General features: G+C 60.8%; 16 protein-coding genes and 1 pseudogene. 8 read left to right on the top strand and 9 right to left on the bottom strand.

What is annotated here, in order from left to right; translation table 11 throughout:
- Positions 1-34: 34 nt before the first annotated feature.
- On the top strand, positions 35-1,555 hold the full coding sequence (locus tag ACZY0R_RS12545) for a hypothetical protein (RefSeq protein WP_488858694.1): 1,521 nt from the start codon (positions 35-37) through the stop codon (positions 1,553-1,555).
- A gap of 106 nt (positions 1,556-1,661) precedes the next feature.
- Positions 1,662-2,321: an IclR family transcriptional regulator gene (locus ACZY0R_RS12540; RefSeq protein WP_488858692.1), complete on the top strand. Its 660-nt coding sequence runs from the start codon at positions 1,662-1,664 to the stop codon at positions 2,319-2,321.
- Between the two features lie 210 nt (positions 2,322-2,531).
- On the opposite strand, the gene ACZY0R_RS12535 is transcribed toward ACZY0R_RS12540, so the two are convergent.
- Positions 2,532-2,834, bottom strand: a complete 303-nt coding sequence (locus ACZY0R_RS12535; protein ID WP_488858691.1) for a hypothetical protein — start codon at positions 2,832-2,834, stop codon at positions 2,532-2,534.
- A 580-nt stretch (positions 2,835-3,414) separates the two neighbouring features.
- Between ACZY0R_RS12535 and ACZY0R_RS12530 the strand changes: the two genes are divergently transcribed.
- The 3 genes from ACZY0R_RS12530 to ACZY0R_RS12520 all read left to right on the top strand — a co-directional run bounded on the left by ACZY0R_RS12530 (position 3,415) and on the right by ACZY0R_RS12520 (position 5,558).
- The gene (locus ACZY0R_RS12530) at positions 3,415-4,125 is read left to right on the top strand and encodes an SDR family NAD(P)-dependent oxidoreductase (RefSeq protein ID WP_488858689.1); all 711 of its coding nucleotides are present in this window, start codon (positions 3,415-3,417) and stop codon (positions 4,123-4,125) included.
- A gap of 406 nt (positions 4,126-4,531) precedes the next feature.
- Entirely contained in the window at positions 4,532-4,948 is a 417-nt protein-coding gene (locus ACZY0R_RS12525; protein ID WP_488858688.1) for an organic hydroperoxide resistance protein, read from the top strand.
- A gap of 76 nt (positions 4,949-5,024) precedes the next feature.
- Positions 5,025-5,558, top strand: a complete 534-nt coding sequence (locus ACZY0R_RS12520) for a tautomerase family protein (RefSeq protein WP_488858686.1) — start codon at positions 5,025-5,027, stop codon at positions 5,556-5,558.
- A gap of 989 nt (positions 5,559-6,547) precedes the next feature.
- Here the strand turns inward: ACZY0R_RS12520 and recD2 are convergent.
- Positions 6,548-8,737, bottom strand: a complete 2,190-nt coding sequence (gene recD2, locus ACZY0R_RS12515) for an SF1B family DNA helicase RecD2 (RefSeq protein ID WP_488858684.1) — start codon at positions 8,735-8,737, stop codon at positions 6,548-6,550.
- Positions 8,738-8,872: 135 nt separating this feature from the next.
- Between recD2 and ACZY0R_RS12510 the strand changes: the two genes are divergently transcribed.
- Positions 8,873-10,651, top strand: coding sequence for a hypothetical protein (locus ACZY0R_RS12510; RefSeq protein ID WP_488858683.1), 1,779 nt, complete (start codon positions 8,873-8,875; stop codon positions 10,649-10,651).
- A 603-nt stretch (positions 10,652-11,254) separates the two neighbouring features.
- On the opposite strand, the gene ACZY0R_RS12505 is transcribed toward ACZY0R_RS12510, so the two are convergent.
- The 3 genes from ACZY0R_RS12505 to ACZY0R_RS12495 form a co-directional block, all read right to left on the bottom strand.
- Positions 11,255-11,611, bottom strand: coding sequence for a 3-keto-5-aminohexanoate cleavage protein (locus tag ACZY0R_RS12505; protein ID WP_488858681.1), 357 nt, complete (start codon positions 11,609-11,611; stop codon positions 11,255-11,257).
- The gene (locus ACZY0R_RS12500) at positions 11,604-11,780 is read right to left on the bottom strand and encodes a 3-keto-5-aminohexanoate cleavage protein (protein ID WP_488858679.1); all 177 of its coding nucleotides are present in this window, start codon (positions 11,778-11,780) and stop codon (positions 11,604-11,606) included. The genes ACZY0R_RS12505 and ACZY0R_RS12500 overlap by 8 nt, the downstream gene beginning before the upstream one ends.
- Positions 11,781-12,000: 220 nt before the next feature.
- The gene (locus ACZY0R_RS12495) at positions 12,001-13,224 is read right to left on the bottom strand and encodes a polyhydroxyalkanoate depolymerase (RefSeq protein ID WP_488858677.1); all 1,224 of its coding nucleotides are present in this window, start codon (positions 13,222-13,224) and stop codon (positions 12,001-12,003) included.
- 1,620 nt (positions 13,225-14,844) lie between these two features.
- On the opposite strand from ACZY0R_RS12495, the pseudogene ACZY0R_RS12490 reads away from it, so the two are divergent.
- Positions 14,845-15,423: pseudogene (locus ACZY0R_RS12490) on the top strand (glycogen/starch/alpha-glucan phosphorylase); the annotation flags it as partial.
- A 193-nt stretch (positions 15,424-15,616) separates the two neighbouring features.
- Positions 15,617-16,627 carry a CAP domain-containing protein gene (locus ACZY0R_RS12485; protein ID WP_488858676.1) on the top strand — a complete coding sequence of 337 codons (1,011 nt, stop codon included), beginning with the start codon at positions 15,617-15,619 and terminating at the stop codon, positions 16,625-16,627.
- Between the two features lie 411 nt (positions 16,628-17,038).
- Here ACZY0R_RS12485 and ACZY0R_RS12480 read toward each other — a convergent pair whose 3' ends face one another.
- From ACZY0R_RS12480 to ACZY0R_RS12465, 4 genes are all read right to left on the bottom strand, one after another.
- Positions 17,039-17,419, bottom strand: a complete 381-nt coding sequence (locus ACZY0R_RS12480) for a VOC family protein (protein WP_488858675.1) — start codon at positions 17,417-17,419, stop codon at positions 17,039-17,041.
- 167 nt (positions 17,420-17,586) lie between these two features.
- A complete protein-coding gene (locus tag ACZY0R_RS12475) occupies positions 17,587-18,693 on the bottom strand; it encodes an S-(hydroxymethyl)glutathione dehydrogenase/class III alcohol dehydrogenase (protein WP_488858674.1) in 1,107 nt (368 codons plus the stop codon).
- A gap of 36 nt (positions 18,694-18,729) precedes the next feature.
- Positions 18,730-19,449, bottom strand: a complete 720-nt coding sequence (locus ACZY0R_RS12470; protein ID WP_488858672.1) for an enoyl-CoA hydratase/isomerase family protein — start codon at positions 19,447-19,449, stop codon at positions 18,730-18,732.
- On the bottom strand, positions 19,446-20,627 hold the full coding sequence (locus tag ACZY0R_RS12465; RefSeq protein WP_488858671.1) for a CaiB/BaiF CoA transferase family protein: 1,182 nt from the start codon (positions 20,625-20,627) through the stop codon (positions 19,446-19,448). The genes ACZY0R_RS12470 and ACZY0R_RS12465 overlap by 4 nt, the downstream gene beginning before the upstream one ends.
- Between the last annotated feature and the right edge of the window lie 23 nt (positions 20,628-20,650).

The raw sequence follows: 20,650 nt of genomic DNA, 5'->3' as shown, positions 1-20,650 counted from the left end.
GACCAGTCAGGAAGCGCAATCAGGGGAGAGGTCCATGCACGATTCATACCTTGCACGCGTTTTATACGGGCTTGTGACGTTGTTGCTTTGCGCATGCGCGCCGAACTATGCGTATCGGACCCATCTCGTCTCTGTCGACGAAGTGAGCTGCCCGCTCGCCAATATCAAGGCTCAGGACGACGCGCGAGCCTCGAAGGACTGCGAGCGAGTGACGCCGGAAGTCACGCAAGGCGCTTATGAACTCCATTTCGTCGAATTTGACGATCAGGGTTGGCTCTATCCAGACAAGCTCGCATCCGGGGACGAGATTGCAGCGAGTCCGTCGGGTCAGATTGATCATCTGATGGAGCGACTGAGGCAACTCCTTGACCAACATAACGACCTGAGCATCGTTGTGTTTGTGCACGGTTGGAAGCACAACGCACAGTCCGACGACCGTAACGTACGGGAGGTTCGGACCTTGCTCCAGGCGGCGGGCGCCGAGGAGAAAGATCGGGCCGGGCGAGGCGGCACACCCAGAAAAGTGGTGGGCGTCTATGTTGCATGGAGGGGCAGGTCGTGGGTACTGCCCGACCCGGTGCTGAGCCTGTCGTTCTGGGCGCGCAAGGAAGCCGCGCGGCGTGTCTCGGTAGGGTCGGCGCGGGAGTTGTTCGCGCGATTGCGGGCCATCCGGCATTACTACAACAATGAGTCAGCGTCCGGCGTGGTCACTACGGGTGCGGCTTCCGAGCATGCGACAAGGCGACCGCGCATTCGCACATTGATGATCGGTCATAGCTTTGGCGGCCTGATTCTTTACGCTGCCATGTCCGGTCCGCTGATCGACGCGCTGGCCGCGCAACAAGATCTGAATGGATTCAAGAAGGGGCAAGACCTGGCGGAAAGACCCGCGGACATGATCTTGCTGATCAATCCAGCCTTCGAGGCATCGCGCTATGAGGCGCTCTATCGCGTATCGAACCGCTATCGACCGATGCAGTTCCAGCCACCGCTGCTCGTGTCGGTCACCTCGACCAAGGACTGGGCAACTGGCATTGCCTTCCCGGTGGGACGGTCAGTGAATACGCTTTTCGAGCATGAGACTACCAGCGAAGAGGGCACGGCCATGAAGAAGACGCCCGGACACATAGCGCGCTATCTGACGCACCGGCTTTATGCACATGCGCCAGGCGTGGCGTCGGAAACGAGCACTGCAATTCAGGACGGCGATGCCCGTTGCCAGAACTGGAGGTCCGAGGAGCAACTGCATGGGCTCCATGGTGCAGACCTGGGAGACGCAGTGCGTCTCAACAAGAGGATTGAGGCAGAGAACTCGGCTGAGTTCTTCAGCCAGAACTTGACGTCGAGCCATCTGCTCAAGTCAAAGTGGGCCCGTACCTTCTGCGGCGGCAGCTATCTGACGCCGGTTGAAGACAACGGAATAGGCAATTCCAACGCAGTGGTATGGAACGTTGAAGCCGACGGCGAAGTCATCAGGAACCATGACGACGTGATGAACCCCGTCTTTCGGGGCTTCATGCGTCAGCTCTATTCGGATGTCTCGATGCATCCTTGATGCTCGCAGTAGGCACTACGAGACCAAAATTTCGGACCAGGCCCTTGCAGTGGATCGGGCACTGGACATACTTCTCGCCTTCCGCCCCGGGGATGACACACTGACCGTGGCAGACCTGCTGAAGCGTGTCGACCTCAGCCGACCCACCTTGTACCGGCTGCTCAATGCACTGGAGCACAACGGGTTTCTCGTGTCGTCCGGGGAGCCCCAACGCTTCCGGCTGGGCAGTTCAGTGGCGCGGCTCGCCCACGTCTGGATCGCTGGACATCGCATCGCTGATATCGCCGACGCGCCCTTGCGCCGACTGTGGGAAGCCACTGGCGAAACCGTGGCCCTGTTCGTGCCAGACGGTGCTTACCGCGTTTGCGTTGCCGAGATGGAAAGCGCCCAGCCGCGCAGCTTTCGCCGCGGGGTGGGCTATCGCGAGAAGCTGGTGCTCGGTGCCAGCGGCCGCGCCATCCTGGCTCACCTGGCGGCAAAGGGAGGGCCGGCGAGCCAGGAACCAGGCGAAGAAGCAGTCGATCAGGGTGAACTCGAGGTCATCCGCCAGCGCGGTTATGCCGTGAGCCGCCACGAATTGATCGAAGGTGCGGTCGCGATGGCTGCCCCGTTCTTCAATGGCGCGGATCAGGTGGCCGGGTCGCTCTGTATTTTTGGCCCCAGCGTCCGGATGACAGACGCCAAGGTTCGGGATTTGAGTCGGCTCCTGATGGTGGAGGCCAAAGAACTCTCCCGGTCGATGGGGCAGCAAGGTCCCGCAAACTGAAATTCACGGGACGCCCTGCAATTGGGATACATGCATGCGAGCGGCATAGGCCAAGGGAATTCACGCCGTGGCGGCTAAGCCAGTTCTGCGTGGTGACGACGGCACTAAGCTCAATGCCAGCTACCTGTAAATGGTCGGGAAGAGACGAGCGCCTAGCTTGGAGCGGAGGTCCCTTCCCGGCCACGGAGCGTCATTCGCTCGCACCATCGCTCAGACATTCAGGCGTCGGTGCCACTCAGGAATCAGCCATTCAACTTGCAACGTGGAAGTGGTGCCTGTCGGCCATTCCAGACGTTCGGCTGTCGGCGTTGTTGCAGCAGCTTCGGGTTGCATTATCGACATTCCGATGTCGGCAGTGGCAAATGACAGCTCTCGCTGCAAGCGAATACGTACTCGCGACCCCAAGCGGTGCTTCGCCTCAGCAGGAAAGAGACGTTCACTGAGGCCGCTCTCCTCGCAAGTCATGAGCATTTGCGAGTTGAGTTGTCTCTCTCCCGCCGAAACGTCGAACATCCGTCGTCCTTCCGGAACATGGCACCGTCGAAGAGGAGAGCGCTGACGTTCGGTATCGCCCTACGGCGTTCGTGTGGCGAGCGATATCCAGTCGGTTCACCAGTAACATCTCAGAAGCCATTAGAGGCGAGCCTGGTATTAACGAACCATGTGCCTGAAGCAGGCCGATGACGGCCTGTATCTCGCGCGATGCCGCAAGTCCCCCGATCAGCGTCACGAGGTTCTTGACAGCGACGAAGCGCTTCAGCGCGGTGGGCGAGTTGGGAATCAGGGTCGACCGGATTCTCGATGTTCTCGGCGAACGACAGCGTGTTCGGCACATGTCCGATGCCGAAGGTGCCTGACATCAGCTCGAGTGGCCACGCGCACAACTGAATTTCGGTTAAAGACCATCTGGACACATCCACCCCGCATTCGGACACGCTTGAAGTGCACAGACACACCAGCCGAATTTGTTCCTGGCGATCACAACTGTTTGTCCATTCCGGGTGTACGCAAGCGGGTCGGGGAAGCCTAGATTGACGATCCAACGGCGCTGCGGACCCCCGACAGCAAATGCCGACAACCTTAGAGGTCAATCATGAGCAACTCGCAAAAAGTCGTTATCGTCACTGGCGCATCGCAAGGCATCGGCGCAGAACTGGTCAAGGGCTTCCGTCAGCACGACTATCGCGTCGTCGCTGTCGCACGCTCGATCAAATCCTCCGACGATCCGAACATCGTAACGATCGCGGGCAACATCGGCGACCGAGAAGTGGCACAGCGTGCCGTCTCCGCAGCCGTCGAGCGCTTCGGCCGCGTCGATACGCTGATCAATAACGCGGGCATCTTCATCGCGAAGCCCTTCACGCAATACACAGATGAGGACTACGCAGCCGTGATGAACGTGAATCTGAACGGCTTCTTCCATATCACGCAGCTCGCGATCGCCGAGATGGAGAAGAACGGGAGCGGCCATGTGTTGCAGATCACGACAAGCCTCGTGGACCACGCAATCTCGGGCGTGCCGTCGGTGCTCGCGTCGCTGACCAAAGGCGGCCTGAATGCGGCCACCAGGTCGCTCGCCATCGAATACGCGAAGACGGGTATCCGCGCGAACGCTGTCTCGCCGGGCGCCATCAAGTCGCCGATGCACGCGCCAGAAACGCATGAGGCGCTGGGCGCGCTGCATCCCGTTGGCCATATGGGCGAGATGAGCGACATCGTCAACGCCGTGCTGTATCTCGACTCCGCACCGTTCGTCACGGGCGAGATCCTGCACGTGGACGGAGGCCAGAGCGCTGGCCACTGAGCCTACCGAGGCGCCTACAACGGCGCTTTTCGCGCACCGTATCACGGAGATTCACATGCCTACTATCCGCTATCACGCGCGACGCCCTCTATCCGTTCGTAGACCGTGTGACGAACAATCGGCTCGCGATGCTCGGTTTGCCAAATTCGACGCCTACGGGCATTCCGGGCGGTGATCAGTTCAGTTCGGCGTCAGGTGGATAGGCGTGCGACATCTGTTCTGACACTCGATATGACGGCGCGCGGCCCGGTGTTGCATTCGCTGGATCTGGCGCGCCGCAGCCGTGTAGCGCACTGTATCCGCAGTGCCAGTTGATACCCGAGATTACAAAACCGGCACTTTCCGACACACGCGGGATACATCTGCGCACTTTAATACTTCCCTTGATCGACTGGAGCAAACCATCATGACTCGAATCGAAAACGTGCTGTACACAGGCAAGACCCATACGACGGGCGGCCGCGATGGGGCCGCGCACAGTTCGGACGGTCGCCTCGACATCAAACTTTCGCGACCGGGTTCCGCAGGCGCGGGGACAAATCCCGAGCAACTGTTCGGCGCCGGCTGGTCGGCATGCTTTATTGGCGCAATGAGTGGGGCCGCACGCGCCTTGAACGTCATGCTGCCGGTCGACACGAGTGTCGATGCCGAAATTGATTTCGGGACTACTGACGGCGCCTACTTTCTCCAGGCGCGTTTGAACGTGAGCCTTCCCGGCTTGCCGCGTGACGTTGCTCAGGCGCTGGTGGACCGGGCACATCAGACCTGTCCGTATTCCAAGGCTACGCGCGGCAACATCGATGTCATGATCGCGCTCATTTAACCGGAATGCATGCCTGAACGAGTAGAAGAGCTCTCTTGCGAACCGCCAGGCCAAAACACTGAAAAGGAGCAGCACCATGCCAATGATCGACGCACTCTGGCCGGAAGATGCCTTGACCCGTGAGGCGGAAGCCCATCTGATCAAAGAATTGACTGACATTCTGATCAAAGCGGAAGGGTACGATCCGGCCAATCCGATTGCACAGAGCGTATCTGTTCTCAATCTCCATCGACCTGCTGCGGTATTCGTCGGTGGGGAACGCTCGAAAGCAGCGCGCTACCGGATCATTCCGTCGGCGCCCGAAGGGCAATACACCGACGAGTCGCGTAGAGCGCTGGTTAAGGCAGTCACGGAAGCGGTTGCCCGCGCCGAGAACCGACCGTTCGAAGAGGTCGCATCGCGCGTCTGGGTCTTCCCGACGGAGATTCCGGACGGTACCTGGGGCAGTCGTGGCGCCATCTATACGCTCCCCGACATTCACGCTTTGCTTGCCGGTGAGGCCGAACGGAGCGCCGGCGCGGAGCGACTCGCGCGCAGACGGCGCGAAAAGGCACGAATGACGCTCGAGGCCACTGTCGATGCATTCCAACGGGCGAGCGACAACGCTTAGCGTGATCTCGCAGGTCGACGGGCCCACTGATCTAGCTGGAAGATGACCGCCGGATAGACGAAGCCTGTCACTACCCATATGAACTTGATCGAAAGCGGCTCGATGGCGTTCGAGCGTCGGTTGGGCACTCCGAGCGGCCTTTCGGCCGCACCCGTGCCAACCGGCCAAATTGGGTCGCAGGTACTCGTCCACTCACAACGGTACCTCACATTCGAGGCTGCAACGGTGTGAATGTCGGCAAAGCGCCTACGAGCTGGCTCACATTCGCCGACACTCCAACGTCCGCAAAGGCCGGACTCCTGTCCCCAAGACGCCGGCGTGAGTGACCGGACCATTCCGTTAGCTGCCCTTAAATGCCCGACAGCGCGACCGGCGGCAGTGGGTCGATCACTGCCCTTCGCCGTCCGGCGCCGGTGTCAGCGCCGTGGCCTGGGCTTCCGCCAGGGTGGCCTCGCTGCGCGTGAACCAGTGCCAAGCTCAACGCTTCGCCGACTCGCTCGCACTTTTCTGACGCGCGTTGGGCTACTACTGGGCAATGACCGCCTGCTCGCGGGCGCGCTCCAACTCTGTCGAGGATTGGGACCACAGTTCAACCGTGCTGCCCGCCCACGGCACCTGTGCCTCGCCGTGAACGTACGAAAGAACGACTCCATATGGGGCTCGTCGCTTGACGGCGAGGACGCTAGGAGCAGGCGAGGCCGAGGTCCAGCTTTCGCATATCTCAAAGTGCGGGCGCAATTTCTCCAGCTTCGCTCATCCCCGATGCATCGTCGATGCAGCCAAGTTGGCCGAGGAACGGCCGTTGGCAGATCCCGGAGCGGACGGTCGTTGCCAGCCATCTCCTGCCATTCGCCGGCGTGCGTGCGCGGACGCTAAACGGCGGTTCCCCCCAAACAACGGACCTTCGCGCGCCGACCATGCCCGGCGCTTCGCCGCCCGCCGCCGTCATCCGCAGCCCATTGGGTCCCGCGGCATTGATGTTGGACAAATCAGAGACATAACCATTCCGCGAGCTTCGACCAGCGACGTTCGGTCTGCTTGCCTTTGACAGCAATCGCCAGGGCACGCTTTTGTCCGACCAATACAACGAGGCGTTTGCCGCGCGTGATGCCGGTATAGATCAGATTTCGCCTGAGCATCATATAGTGCTGGGTCGAGATAGGTATCACCACCACCGGATATTCCGATCCCTGGGATTTGTGGATGGTCGTCGCGTAACACAGCACGAGTTCATCCAGTTCGCCAAACGCGTATGTGACGACATGATCCTCAAAGGTCGCGGTCAATTCCTGCTCATCGGGGTCAATGTGGGTCACGAACCCGATGTCGCCGTTGTAGACATCCTTGTCATAGTTGTTCTCGATCTGCATGACCTTGTCGGCAACGCTGAAGCGATAGCCGAACTTCTCTATGCTGTGCTCACCAGGCGGGTTCAGCGCCTCCTGCAGCAACTGATTGATGCCGCGAGCACCGGTAAGACTGCGATTCATCGGGCACAGCACCTGAATATCGCGTACCGGGTCCAGATGAAATTTCCTTGGTAGCCGGGTCTTTACCAAGTCGACGACGGTCTGGGCAATCCCTTCGGGTTCGTCCGCCGTCACAAAATAGAAATCCGACTCATCGCCTTTTTCCGGCAAGGATGGGAACAGCCCTTGATTGATTTGGTGGGCGCTTCGAACGATGCGCGAGGTGGCGGCCTGCCGGAACACCTCAGTCAGGCGCACGACAGGCACAGCGCCCGATTCGATCAAATCCGACAGAACCTGTCCGGGGCCGACCGATGGCAGTTGATCCACGTCCCCGACGAAGATCACCGCGGTCGCGCTCCCCACCGCCTTCAGCAATTGGTTCGCCAACGGCACGTCGACCATCGAGCACTCGTCGGCCACCAGCAGATCACATTCGAGCGGCGACTCCTCGTTGCGCTTGAATTGCCCGTTGGCTGGATTGACTTCAAGCAGCCGGTGGATCGTCTTCGCCTCAAGTCCGGTCGACTCCGACAATCGCTTGGCCGCCCGGCCGGTTGGCGCACACAAGAGCGCCTTCACCTGTTTTGCGCGCAGGATCGTCAGTATCGAATTGACCAATGTCGTCTTCCCGACGCCAGGGCCGCCGGTGATGACTAGCAGCTTTGACGAAAGAGCCAGACGGATCGCCTCCTTCTGGCTATCAGCAAGTTGGATCGTGAGCTTTTGCTCGACCCACGGAATTGCCTTGTCGGCGTCAAAGGCGGTCCATGGCGGCGCTCCAGACTTCAGACGCTTGACCTGTGAGACGATGGAACGCTCGGCGTTGTACAACGGCGCGAGGAAAACGCTTGGAACGCCGTCAACGGTATCGGCGATTACGACTTCGTCTGCCAGTTCCTGGTCGATCGCGTCCTCGATGATGGGTTGCGGGATTTCGAGCAGCTTCACGGTAAGCGACACGAGTTGGCTCCGCGGCAAGCCGCAGTGGCCTTCCCCGGCTGCTTCTGACAACGCGTAGGAGACGCCGGCCCGCGCACGCAGCGGGGAGTCACGTGCGATACCGATCTTCTGGGCAATGGTGTCAGCTGACAGGAACCCGATGCCACGAATGTCCCGGGCTAACCTGTATGGATTCTCCGTGACGATAGCGATAGCGTCCTGGCCATAGGTCTTGAAAATCCGGACGGCGCGGGACGTCGAAACGCCATTGCCATGCAGAAAGACCATAATTTCCCGAATGATCTTCTGATCGGCCCAGCCCGAGGTGATCTTTTGGGCACGTACCGCACCAATCCCCTCGACCTCTCGAAGCCGTTCAGGTGTCTGCTCGATGATGTCGAACACGGCGGCACCGAAGGCTTTGACCAGCCGACCGGCGTACACCGGACCGATACCCTTGACCATCCCAGAGCCCAGGTAGCGCTCGATGCCGGTCAGCGTGTTTGGTGGCGAAATCTTGACGAATACCGCCTTGAACTGTCTACCGTGCTCGCGATCCGTGACCCATGTACCCGACGCTGAGGCGTACTCGCCTGGCGCTACGGTCGGGGTATGGCCGATCAGTGTAACGAGTTCACGCTCGCCGTTTACCTTCAGACGCAGGACACAGAAGCCACTATCGGCGTTGTGGAACGTGACTCGCTCGACCAGTCCTGCGAGGCGATCCAGTTCCGGCCTGGGGGCGACGTTGGTTGGACTTGCTGACATGAATGGAGCGCGGCTTGTTGTATCGCTACTGAAATGCTGACAGGATCGGTATCCTACCGTGTAACAAGGTGAGCGAGCCGGAGATCTCGACGATAATGCGGGTCATCTTCCCTGAGAAGCACACCAATTTTGCCAATGAACACGTTGAACGAAGTGCTCGCCCGCCTCACCATCGACCAGTTGAAATCACTGATGCGCTGGCTTCCTGATGCCTCCCCCACCGGCAAGAAAGACCTATTGGTCGGGAAGATACTGGGAAGTCTCGCTGGGGACGGGCTGCGCACACTCTGGGATCGTCTAGACGATATCCAGCGTATGGCGGTGGCGGAGACCGCGTACGCCCCGGATGGATTCTTTGATGGAAACCGATTTCGGGCGAAATACGGGCGGTTGCCCGATTTCACCATCACGGAGAATGGCCGCCGCTCTTCGTATTATGGACCGCCGACGGCGTTAGGCCTCTTTCTGTATCACCAGGATGGGGGGTACAACCTGCCCGTTGATATGTGCGAACGACTAAGAACCTTCGTGCCGGAACCTGAGCCCGTCAGGCTGAACACAATCGAAACGCTTCCGGAGAAGATCGGCGAAAATCGGTTGTCGGTGCGACACAGCGAGCGCGATGCAATGGTGGATCTGTCAGTTCTGCTGCGCCTGACGGATCAAGGCAAGATCCAGGTCAGCGACAAGACATCGTTGCCCGGCGCAACCACGCAGCGCCTTTTGACGGAGAACCTCGCCAACGGTGATTTCTACCCCCATAAGCCCACACAGCATCAACGGGATCACGAAATCGGGCCGATCAAGCCGTTCTCATGGCCGCTGCTGCTTCAGGCTGCCGGACTGGTGCAACGGAACGGCAGCAAACTGGCTTTGAGCGCGGCGGGTCGGAAAGCTTTGACCGCCTCCCCAGCCACCGTATTGAGCGCGATCTGGAACAAGTGGCTTAAGTCCAGTCTCTTTGACGAGTTTAGCCGCGTTGACGTCATCAAGGGGCAGAAATCGAAAGGTCGCGTCATGACCGCGGTGGTGCCGCGTCGTGCCGCTATTGCCGAAATACTGCGGCTCTGTCCGGTCGGAGCGTGGGTCGATGTCGGCGACTTTTCCCGGTTCATGCAGGCGACCGGTCACACGTTTGACGTGACGCATGACCCTTGGAAGCTTTACATTAGCGACCCGCAATATGGCAGCCTCGGCAATAACGGCTTCCATCATAGTTGGGAGATTCTGCAGTTTCGCTTTCTGCTCTGCTTCCTGTTCGAGTACGCTGCCGCCCTTGGCATCATTGATGTCGCTTACATCGAACCGACCGGAGCGCGTAGCGACTTCGGTCAGATGTGGGGGACAGATGACCTGGAATTCCTCAGCCGCTACGATGGTCTGATCTACTTCCGCGTGACACCGCTGGGTGCTTGGAGCTTCGGATTGGTTGAGGGCTACACGCCCGCTCCGATCCAGCCGACCGTGAAGCTTTCTGTCTTGCCCAGTTTGCAGGTAAATGTCGTCGGGGGAAGTCTGTCGGCGGAAGAGTCCCTAATCCTTGATACCTGGGCCGTAGAGGCAACGGATAACAGTTGGCGATTGGAGCGTCAAAAGGCTGTTGGAGCTATTGAAAAAGGACGTGACATTGCCGAACTTCGAGCGTTTCTGCAGACCCGGGAAGACCAGCCCCTGCCAGAAACAGTGGAGTCCTTCATCAAGGCCACCGAGAAACAGGCCAAGGCGCTGAAAATCTCGGGAACGGCAATGCTGATCGACTGTGAGAATGCGGAAATCGCCGCAATGCTCACCGAGCGAAAGGAAGCAGCCGGTTTGTGTCTACGCGCCGGCGATCGACAACTGGTGGTCCGGCTGGAAAACGAAGAAAAATTCCGGACTCTAGTTCGCATTCTGGGTTTTGGCATGACTACCTGAGCACCTACCTCGACACGCATCATACGGAGCAGATCCTTCCACCAGAGCAGTACGCCTACCGCCCGGGGCGAAACGCCCGACAAGCGGTGATCGAGGTGGAGGTCGTTACCTCCACGATTGCTCCGGTTGCTTCCGGCTGGAGCGGTTGCCGGGTGGGGCTTTCACCCACTGGAAAAGCGCCGCCATGTCACGGCGCACGCCACGAGGCGTCATTCGTCCATTGGCGCGACCGGACATTCGTGCGTCCGCTTCGCTTTCGAAACGGCCGCTCGGCTGGTAACGCTGGACGTCGCGTCATCGGCCGTACCAGTCACTCGGCAAGCGGTGCGCCGGCCGCTAAAAAAAAGCTCACGCACATGCCGATGTAGAACAAGGCCGATTCGGCAGGGGCGAAACGATAAGCAATAATCAATGTTCGCAGATGACGACGAACAGTATCGTGAACGTGGTAGGCCCGCCACGAGCAGATGGATCATCAACAACGTTGCCAGAACGGCAGAGGGCTTTTTTCCAGACCATCAGATGTCTCCAGGCCACAGGATCATTTGTCGCATGCGGGACGGAATACGGTACGCCACCGCATTCCGTCCGGGATTTACCTGTTTATGCTACCTTGCGCACAGGGTCGCCGCGCTGTGCGCGCTTACGGTTAGGCACCATGCCGAGTTGCTTCAGCGTCTCGTCGGTGCTATGCCAGTATGCGCCGCGCTGGTAAATGCGGTGGGCGTCTTCGCCGGTGGCGATCTCGCGGTTGAGTTCGCGTGCGATGCGCACCATCTTCTCGATCTGCTGCACTGAAGTCGCGCGTTCGCCGTCTGGGCCGAACAGCGTGTCCTCAATGCCAACGCGCACATGCATGCCCAGCGCGATCGCCATGGTGTTCATTGGCACCACGTTGCGGTTCAGCGTTTCGAGCGTGAGCACGGCGCCGTCCGGGGTACGGCGGGCAAATTCAATCATGTCTGCCGGGTGCCATCTTTGGCACGGCTTCGCGCAGAAGGGCAAGCATCTCGTTGAACCTGGAAAGGCGCTTGCTGCCCTTGCCGTCTTCCTCACGGACATGCAGTACGGTCGCGCCTGCGTTGTAGCAGTCGACGGCTTTCTGGATCTGCTCGTCCATGGTCAGCATCAGAGAGCTTCTTTTCGTCGATTGCTGACATGCGCGCGTCTGGCCACCAGCGCAGAGACTGCGGGTCATCGTTCCATGCCTGAACACGGCAGGGCAGCAGCGCATCAGCGTCCTGCAACCGGCCGGCGCGTCTTTCCCCCGAGCGGAGCACGGCGGGCGATGAAGCACTGACAGCCTCGTGCCAACTTGCGCAGCCAGCCCCGCCGATGTGACATAGCGCTCAGTCAGCATGCCTTTGAATGAACTGCGTAATGGCAGGCAGGATGGATTGCTGGAATCCCTGGCCGGCGAAAGTACCGTAGTGACCCACGCCGTCAACAACGATGTGTTCTTTCCGGTCGGCGGCAAGGCCTGCGCAGAGCGCGTGAGCCGCTTCGGTCTGGCCGCGGCCGGTGATGTCATCCTCGCTGCCTTCGATGGTCAGCAGTGAAACGTTCGTAATGGCCTCGGGGTAGACACGACGCTGGCCTACTTCCATGCAGCCGCGGCACAGGTGATGCTCCAGGAAAACCTTCTGAATGGTTTCCAGGTAGTACTCGGCCGGCACGTCGAGCACGGCGTTGTACTCGTCATAGAACTTGCGATGCCTGGCAGCTTCGTTCTGCCTGCCATCGACCAGGTGACGGTAAAAGTCAAGGTGCGCACCGGCGTGGTGTGCGACGTTCATCGATACAAAGCCTGCAAGCTGAAGGAAGCCCGGATAAACCCGGCGTCCTTTTCCCGGGTAGCCGGTGGGTACCCGTTCGATGACGTTCGTCTCGAACCATGGCAGCGAATATTTCTGCGCGAACTGGTTGACCGCCGTCGGGCTTACGCGGGTGTCGATCGGCGCGGCGATGAGGGTCATGGAGCGGGGCTGCGACTGCTCGCTGTCTTCGGCCATCTGGGCAACCGCACAAAGCACCGGGACCCCCGGCTGACACACCGCCACGATATGCGTGCCGGCGCCGAGGTATCGCAAGAACTTTTTCAGGAAATCGACATAGCAGCCAAGATCGAAGTACCCAGCGCCAAGCGGGACAAACCGTGCATCGGCCCAGTCCGTGATGTAGACATCATGCTCGGGCAGCAAGGCTTCGACCGTTGGGCGCAGGAGGGTAGCGTAGTGGCCCGAGAGCGGGGCCACGAGCAGCACCCGGGGACCAGGACAGGGCATGTCCTTCTTGAAATGCAGTAGCCGGCAGAAGGGCTCCTCGATGAGCGCTGTCTCGGTGACGACCACCCGTTGCCCGCGGACGATGACTTCGTCGATCGCAAAGCGAGGTTTTCCATAGGCCTTGGTAAGCCGGGTGAACAACTCAAGTGCGGCGTCGGCCTCGCGGATCCCCGGAACCCAGGCGACCGACTCGCCCCAGAAATTGACTGCACGATAACCTGCCTGGATCATCGCCCCGAGCGGTTCGAGGGACTGCAGCGTGAGTTCCCGCAGAGCATAGAAGGCCATTGAGATTCCCGTCTTTTTAATATGGTTGGTGCGCTGTTTTAGGCCGGAACCGGCAAGCCGGGCAGAAACCACTGCCCTTTGCCGGCACTGCGCGATGATGCATTCAGTTCATATGGCGCGCTCGACAGTGGCAGGGCCGACATCGCGCAAGGTGGGCGGGCGGCGGCTGCCGCGGGTCCGTCAGTGGGAAGGTGGCGCCGGTGCGTGAGAAGTGCTGCGCGCGACTCAGGTGCCTTCGGTGTCGAATTGACTGGCTGCGGGGAACACCGATCATCTTGCCGTTGCGGCTGGCGCGGCCGGTGCGACCGGACAGATCACGGCACAAGTTGCAAGCGGATCGGCTGGAATGCTGCATGAGACCTCCCCCCACCACTCAAAGCCACCAACACTGCATCACAATGCCAGCGGGACAACTAGCACTAAAGTTACTTGATTTACATTGAGTAACATATTCGATCTAACCCTATTGAAACGATTTGCATACTTTCCTCGCAACGAAAGTCACTGAGATGGTGCAATCGATGCGAATGTCGGGTTAGGTGCGGGCGCGATGTGATCTTCTATCTCCAGCGCCCCGAACACAGCCGGGCCATCTGCTGTTTTATTTGTAAATCATTGCAAGTTTCGTGACTGTGTTTGTAACCCTGCATGCGGTGCCGGGTCAGCGCTGCTTCGCTGCTGGGCTCTTACCACGGCCGGCACCGCTGTCTCAGCCGCCTTGCCGCCGCCGGCGAGCTTGCGGATGGCCCGTTGACGACTAGCGTGGAGCGTCGCGGCGAGGTCTTCTCCTGTGTCCATGACTGTCTCCTTTCGGTTTAAGGGAGTTTCAGTCTGCACCTCTCGATATAAGACGCTTCCCGATCCTTCTCGGCCGTTCGCTAAGGGACCGGCCATTACTGCCGGTCAAACCACCCTCCCCCCCCATCACAATTCGCCGCCGGCAACATACCGCCCCAGCCAGGACTGGAGGTGTGATCTCCCCCAGCCGTACCGGGCTAACGCGTAGCTAAGGTGTGTGCGAGATCTTAGGCGGGTATCAGCGGCCTGGGATTTCTCGCCTATGTGATCTACACCTCCTCCCTGCTCGCCGTAGCGCGCGGCATGCTGCCGTTTGCATAGCCCGCGAACAGCACTTTTTATACGTCCATGTTCCCGCATATCGAGGATGCAGAGGCCCTGTGCGCTATCGAGGCAGCGGCGGCTTGCTTGGCCGCGTCGACAGCATCGGAAAGCTCGCGCATCCGGAAAGCTGCTGCCCTGGACCGGTTCCTGTGACTCCGGCCATCGGATGGGTTTCGTGCCCCATTTCGCCGGGCTCGGGCCGACCCAGCGCGCCTGGGTCGTCGGAAGGATCGGCTTGCGGCGACATCTCGACCTTGTGCAGGCTGCATGCTACGCCCGGACACGTAATAAGCATGCCGCACGCAAAAAGCGCTACGTACATGCGAGTCAAACATGCAATCCGGGCACTTGCCCGGCAGAATCTTGTCTAGGATCAGAGACGTGGCGGTGCCGTGCCCGGCGCACCAGCTTCTTGCATGCTATCCCGCGCGACTTGGCTGCGCACGCCTGCGACCGATGCCACCAGGAGGATCCCGATGACGGCAGATTCCGAGTCAAATGCCCCGCCCCCCCACGCCGCCTGCCGCGCACCCCGGTCACGACACCCGCACTGCGATGTCCAGCGCCACCATCCGGCGCGCCTTTCTCGATCATGTGTTCTATACGCAGGGCAAGCTCCCGGGGCTGGCCAGCGGTAACGATCTTTACCAGGCCCTGGCCCACACGGTGCGCGACCGGCTGGTGCAGCGCTGGATCAGCACGGCCGAGGCCTACCTTGGGCAGCCCTCGCGTACCGTGGCCTACCTCTCCGCGGAATTCCTGATGGGACCGCACCTGGGCAATAACCTGATCAACCTAGGCATTTGCGACGAAGTTCGGGAAGCCATGGCGGAACTTGGCCTCGACCTGGACGAAATCCTGGCGCAAGAGGAAGAGCCGGGCCTGGGCAACGGCGGCCTGGGCCGACTTGCGGCCTGCTTCATCGATTCGCTCGCCACCCTGGAGACGCCGGCGCTGGGCTACGGCATCCGATATGAGTACGGCATTTTTCACCAGTCCATCGTCGACGGCATGCAGGTGGAAAGCACCGACACCTGGCTGCGCAACATTCAGATCCCTCTCCGTGGGCACCCGGACAGTCTCTAGGTTCTTGCATCTGCATGGGCGCCGACGGCGCGCCCTACCCACTCCCCCAGCTAGCCGCACCAGGCGCGCATGCTCCTGTGCACGAATCTTCCCGATATCACGTTAAGCCTCTGGAAGCGGACTTGCCAGGGTCACCCGCGGATCCTTAGCCCCGCTTGTACAGACCTAAAATAACCGGATAAACGTGAAACAGAGCCTCTTCGCAATTGCCGCGATGTCTACCTTCGTCGCGGTCTGCGCCAGCATTGGTAGCGCTGGCGCCACCCCTCCAACGATTGCTTCAAACCTGCCACGCACACCGACCATCAGGAAGGAACCGTCTTCTTCTGCTTCGACTGTGATCGCGCTCACATCCACTTACTCCAGAACCGACCCGCGCCTCGAATTATTCAATGCGCTCAACTCCCTGCGCATCGCAATGGGTGTAGGCGCGTTGCGGCAAGACGCCGCCCTGGACGCTGCGGCCGAGAACCACCTGGAGTATATGAAGCTCAACGCGGTGATGAGCCACACGGAGATCCCCGGGAATCCTGGTTTCACCAGTCCCGATCCGTACCAGCAAGTACTCACCGTAGGCGGCTGGCACAAGCAATGGGTTGGACAGAATGCTTACAACGGCGAGATTGGCCGCTGTCTTGCCTCGATGGCGAACTCGGTCTACCACCTGCAAGGGATTACCAGCAATCAGGAGACCATCGGCCTCGCCATGCATGACAATTACTGCGTGACGAACTTTGGTGTGGTGACCGCAGCCGGAACCGGCGGCTATGGCCTCGCCCAGTGGGGCGGCCAACAACTGCCTCCCGGCACTGGCGCCCACTACCCAGCCGACAATGCCAACGTCCACGGCTTGTTCATTCCTGGCGACGAGATCCCGAATCCAGCGCCCGATCTGGCCAGAGCCGGTCCCCCGATCATGTTCCGCGTCAACGTTGAAAAGCCATCTGACGTGCTGACGGTCTCGAACTTCATCCTGACGGGGCCTGGCGGCAGTCGCGTACCGGCTCGCATCCTGGTGCCTGCCGAATCCAAGGCTGGCTCGGTTGCTTCGGCTGTCGAGGACGCGAGCTTGTTTCGAGGGGTAGTGTTCCTGCTCCCCACGCAGCCCATCGCTGCCGGCACATACACAGCGACTTTCGTCGGCTCGCGAAATGATGTGGCGATCAACAAGTCCTGGAGTTTTACGGCATACTGACCAGCCTCTTCCGCGTCTAGGCAGGCCGAGAATGCATCAAACTTTGCCCCCTGTCGTCTTTGGGGGTTTTGTGGACTACCCCGTGATTTTCATACCCGGTACGACAGGTCGCCCGGCGATTGCGGTCGTCGCTTGCCGGCCAGTTTGAGACGTCCGCCTGCGCCGTACTGGAAGACCGAGTCGGCCGATGAGCCGCCATCAAGCCTCTTCCCGCCGAACGGCCGGTGAGGAAGTGGCTAGCGGTCATCCAGTTCGAGGTTGGCGTGGCCGTCTCTGCCGTTCGCCAACGATGGCGGGCATGGCCACAGGTAGACGCACGGTCGCAACGATTATTCTCACCTTCCGGCTTCCGGTGACATAGAGGCGCCGCTTGAGCAGAAGCCATCGGTGGGCCGATGGCTTCTTGATCGCTTAAGTCGGCTCGAAGCAATAGGTACAGATCTTGTTGCCATCGGGGTCCCTGACATAGGCCGCATAGGCAGTAGGCGTAAAGCTGCGCGGGCCCGGCGCGCCTTCATCGTTGGCACCGAGGCTGAGTGCGGCCTCGTGGAATGCATGTACGGCATCCCGGCTAGGCGCAGCAAAGCTGATTGTGCCGCCATTGGCATAGGTCGACGGCAAGCCGTTGCCGGGCTTGGTGACCATGAACTCTGGCCCGACGGTGCCCCAGAGCGATGCTGTTTCCAAGTCTAGGACACGCTGGATGCCGAGTCGGCTCAGGACGGCGTCGTAGAATGCGCGCGAGCGCTCCAGGTCATTGGTGCCGACCACGATATGTGTAAAGATTGCCACGGTGTATCTCCTTGATAGTTGGAGGTAGGAAGAAACTTGGGTCCGTGCTGTGTGCCAGCGGCGACCAAATCGGGTGCAGGAACGTAAAGACTTCAGGAAGCCCCTCGCATCCATGAAGGCGTCAGCGCCAGGGTGTCGTGTTCAGATATCAGTTGCATGGCCGCGTCCTAGTACAGCACCACGGAGCGGATCGACTCGCCATGCTTCATGAGGTCGAAGCCCTCGTTGATGCGCTCCAGCGGGAGGGTATGGGTGATCAACTCGTCAATGTTTAGTTTTCCCTCCATGTACCAGTCGACAATCTTCGGTACGTCGGTGCGGCCGCGTGCTCCCCCAAAGGCCGAGCCTTTCCATTCGCGCCCAGTCACGAGCTGGAATGGCCGCGTCGAGATCTCCGCACCGGCTTCGGCGACGCCGATGATGATGGATTTGCCCCAGCCCTTATGGCAGCACTCCAGCGCCTGGCGCATGACACGCGTATTGCCGATGCATTCGAAGCTGTAGTCGGCGCCGCCGTCGGTCAGTTGCACGATGTGGTCGACGACGTTGTCGGTGTCGCGCGGATTGACGAAGTGCGTCATGCCGAAGCGCCTTGCCATGCCCGCACGAGCGGGATTGAGGTCGACCCCGATGATCTTGTCCGCGCCCACCATGCGCGCGGCCTGGATCACGTTCAGGCCGATCCCCCCGAGCCCGAACACGACAATATTGGCACCCGCCTCGACCCTGGCGGTAAAGATGACCGCCCCGACGCCGGTCGTCACGCCGCAGCCGATGTAGCAGATCTTGTCGAACGGCGCGTCCTGCCGCACCCTGGCGACCGCGATTTCCGGCACAACGATGTGATTGGCGAAGGTCGAGGTCCCCATATAGTGAAATAGGGGCTTGCCGCCGATGGAAAAGCGCGAGGTGCCGTCAGGCATCAGGCAGCGGCCCTGCGTCTGCCGAATCGCCTGGCACAGGTTGGTCTTGCGTGACAGGCAGAACTTGCACTGGCGGCATTCTGGCGTATATAGCGGAATCACGTGGTCGCCCGCTTTCAGGCTCGTGACGCCGGGCCCGACATCCACCACAATGCCGGCACCCTCGTGGCCAAGGATCGCCGGGAAAATGCCTTCCGGGTCGGAGCCGGACAGCGTGTAATAGTCCGTATGGCAGATGCCGGTCGCCTTCAGTTCGATCAGTACCTCGCCGGCGCGCGGCCCGTCGAGGTCGACTTCCTCGATCGCCAGCGGCGCGCCGGCTTCCCATGCGACTGCGGCTTTGGTCTTCATTGCTTCACCTTCCTTTTCTCGATGGATTGAATCGGCTTATCGGCCAAGATAGTGTTCAATGCGCTGTCGCAGGCCCGGCTCAGCGGCCGAACTGACCAGCGCCGCCATGTCCGCGTCCGCGGTTGAAGGCAGCACCTTGGCATACAGCGCGGTACGGGCGCGAGAGGACAGCACGCAAGAGCAGTCACGATCCTCGACTAGGCGTGCCGGCCAGTCGGCCTGGCCCGCCAGGCGCGAGACCAAGCCGATCTGTGCGGCCTCTTCGGCAGGGATGTCACGCGCCGTCTGCAGGATTTCGCGGGCCGGCTCGGCGCCGACCAATGCCGCGAAGCGACGCGTGCCGAGTACCAGGTCGAACAGCAGACCGGGCATCCGGAAGTGCGAGTCGACGGTGGCATAGCGGCGCTTGCATGCGGCAAACAGGTCTACACCAGCGCCGAAGTTGCGCCCGTGCGCATAAGCCGTGGTCAGGCAGGGCGAGTACGCCACCATCTGCAGCAGCGTTTCGATCCTGACCAGGCGCAGCAGCAAGTCGGCATCGGTCTGCTGGTCGAGGTCTCCCAGGTCGAACCCCGCGCAAAAATTCCGTCCTGCCCCTTGGAAGCTGATCATCGTGGCATCGTCGTCGTGCGCCTGCCGGACCGCGGCGATCAGGGCTTCCACGAGTCCCGGGCAAAGCGCATTGAGCTTGTCTGGACGGTTCAGGGTGAGCGAGACGTGTCCGGCCTCGCGTTCAACGATCAGGAGCTCGCTCATTGCGCTATCTCCTCGCCGGACGGGACCGCCGAGCCTAGCACTTCGGCGTTGTGCTCGCCCAGCGCGGGCGGACCACGGCGGATCGGCAGATTGACCCCGGACAGGCGGATCGGCGAGGCGAAAGTGCTGGTTTCGATGCCATTGGGCAGCGTGAGGGGCTGCACCCATTGCATGTGTTCCACCTGCGCGTCGGCGAGCACATCGGAATATGTATTGATCGGCGCGCAGGGCACGCCCGCCTGCCGGAACCGGCTCAGCCAGGTGGCCGCGTCGTCCCGGACGAACTCCGCTTCGAGCATCTCGCGCAGTTCGCGCTGGTGCCGCGCGCGCAGCGTCGGATTGGCGAAGCGATCGTAGGACAGCCATTCCTCGTGCGCCATGACGGCGCACACGGCCCGCCACAGGGTATTGTTGCCGGCCGCCATACCGAAGTAGCCGTCGCGGCAGGCGAACACCTGGTAGGGCGCGTTGCGTGGATGGGCGCTGCCCAACTTGACTGGATCCTTGCGGCCGCCAAAGTACTCCGAGGTCTGCAGTGCGGCGATGCCAAGGGTGGCGCCCAGCATGGAGATATCGACGTGCGTGCCCTCACCAATGGCCTGTGCCTGCCGCAAGGCGCATACTGCAGAGAATGCCGCATAAAGTCCGGCAGAGAAGTCGGCAATCGGCACGCCGCATTTCACCGGCGCGCCGCCGGGTTCACCGGTCACGCTCATGATGCCGCTCATCGCCTGGAGCGTCAGGTCGAAGCCGCCTTCACTAGCGCGCGGGCCGGACTGGCCGTAAGCGGAAATCGAGCAGTAGACCAGGCCGGGACTCCTGGCGCGCAGGTCGTCATAGCCGAGGCCAAGGCGATCCATGACGCCCGGCCGGTTGTTCTCGATCAGCAGGTCGGCTGAAGCGATCAGGTCGCGGGCGCGGGCGGCATCGTCGGGATCCTTCAGGTTCAGGGTGACAGAGCGTTTGTTCCGGTTCAGCGATGCGAAGTTCTCGCTATAGCCCCCCGAGATCGGCGGCCAGCTCCGCAGCGTGTCGCCCGTCTCGGGATGCTCGATCTTGATGACGTCGGCGCCCATGTCGGCCAGTAGCATGCCGCAGTAGGGGCCCGCGGCCACATTGCAGATTTCGATGACGCGGGTGCCCTCGAGGGGCAGCGCCGGTTTTGCAGGAGTTTTCATTGTCAGGAGGAGAAATGAAAGGT

The sequence above is a fragment of the Cupriavidus sp. F041 genome, from assembly GCF_057814235.1.
This window is presented reverse-complemented; position numbering and strand designations above follow the sequence as displayed.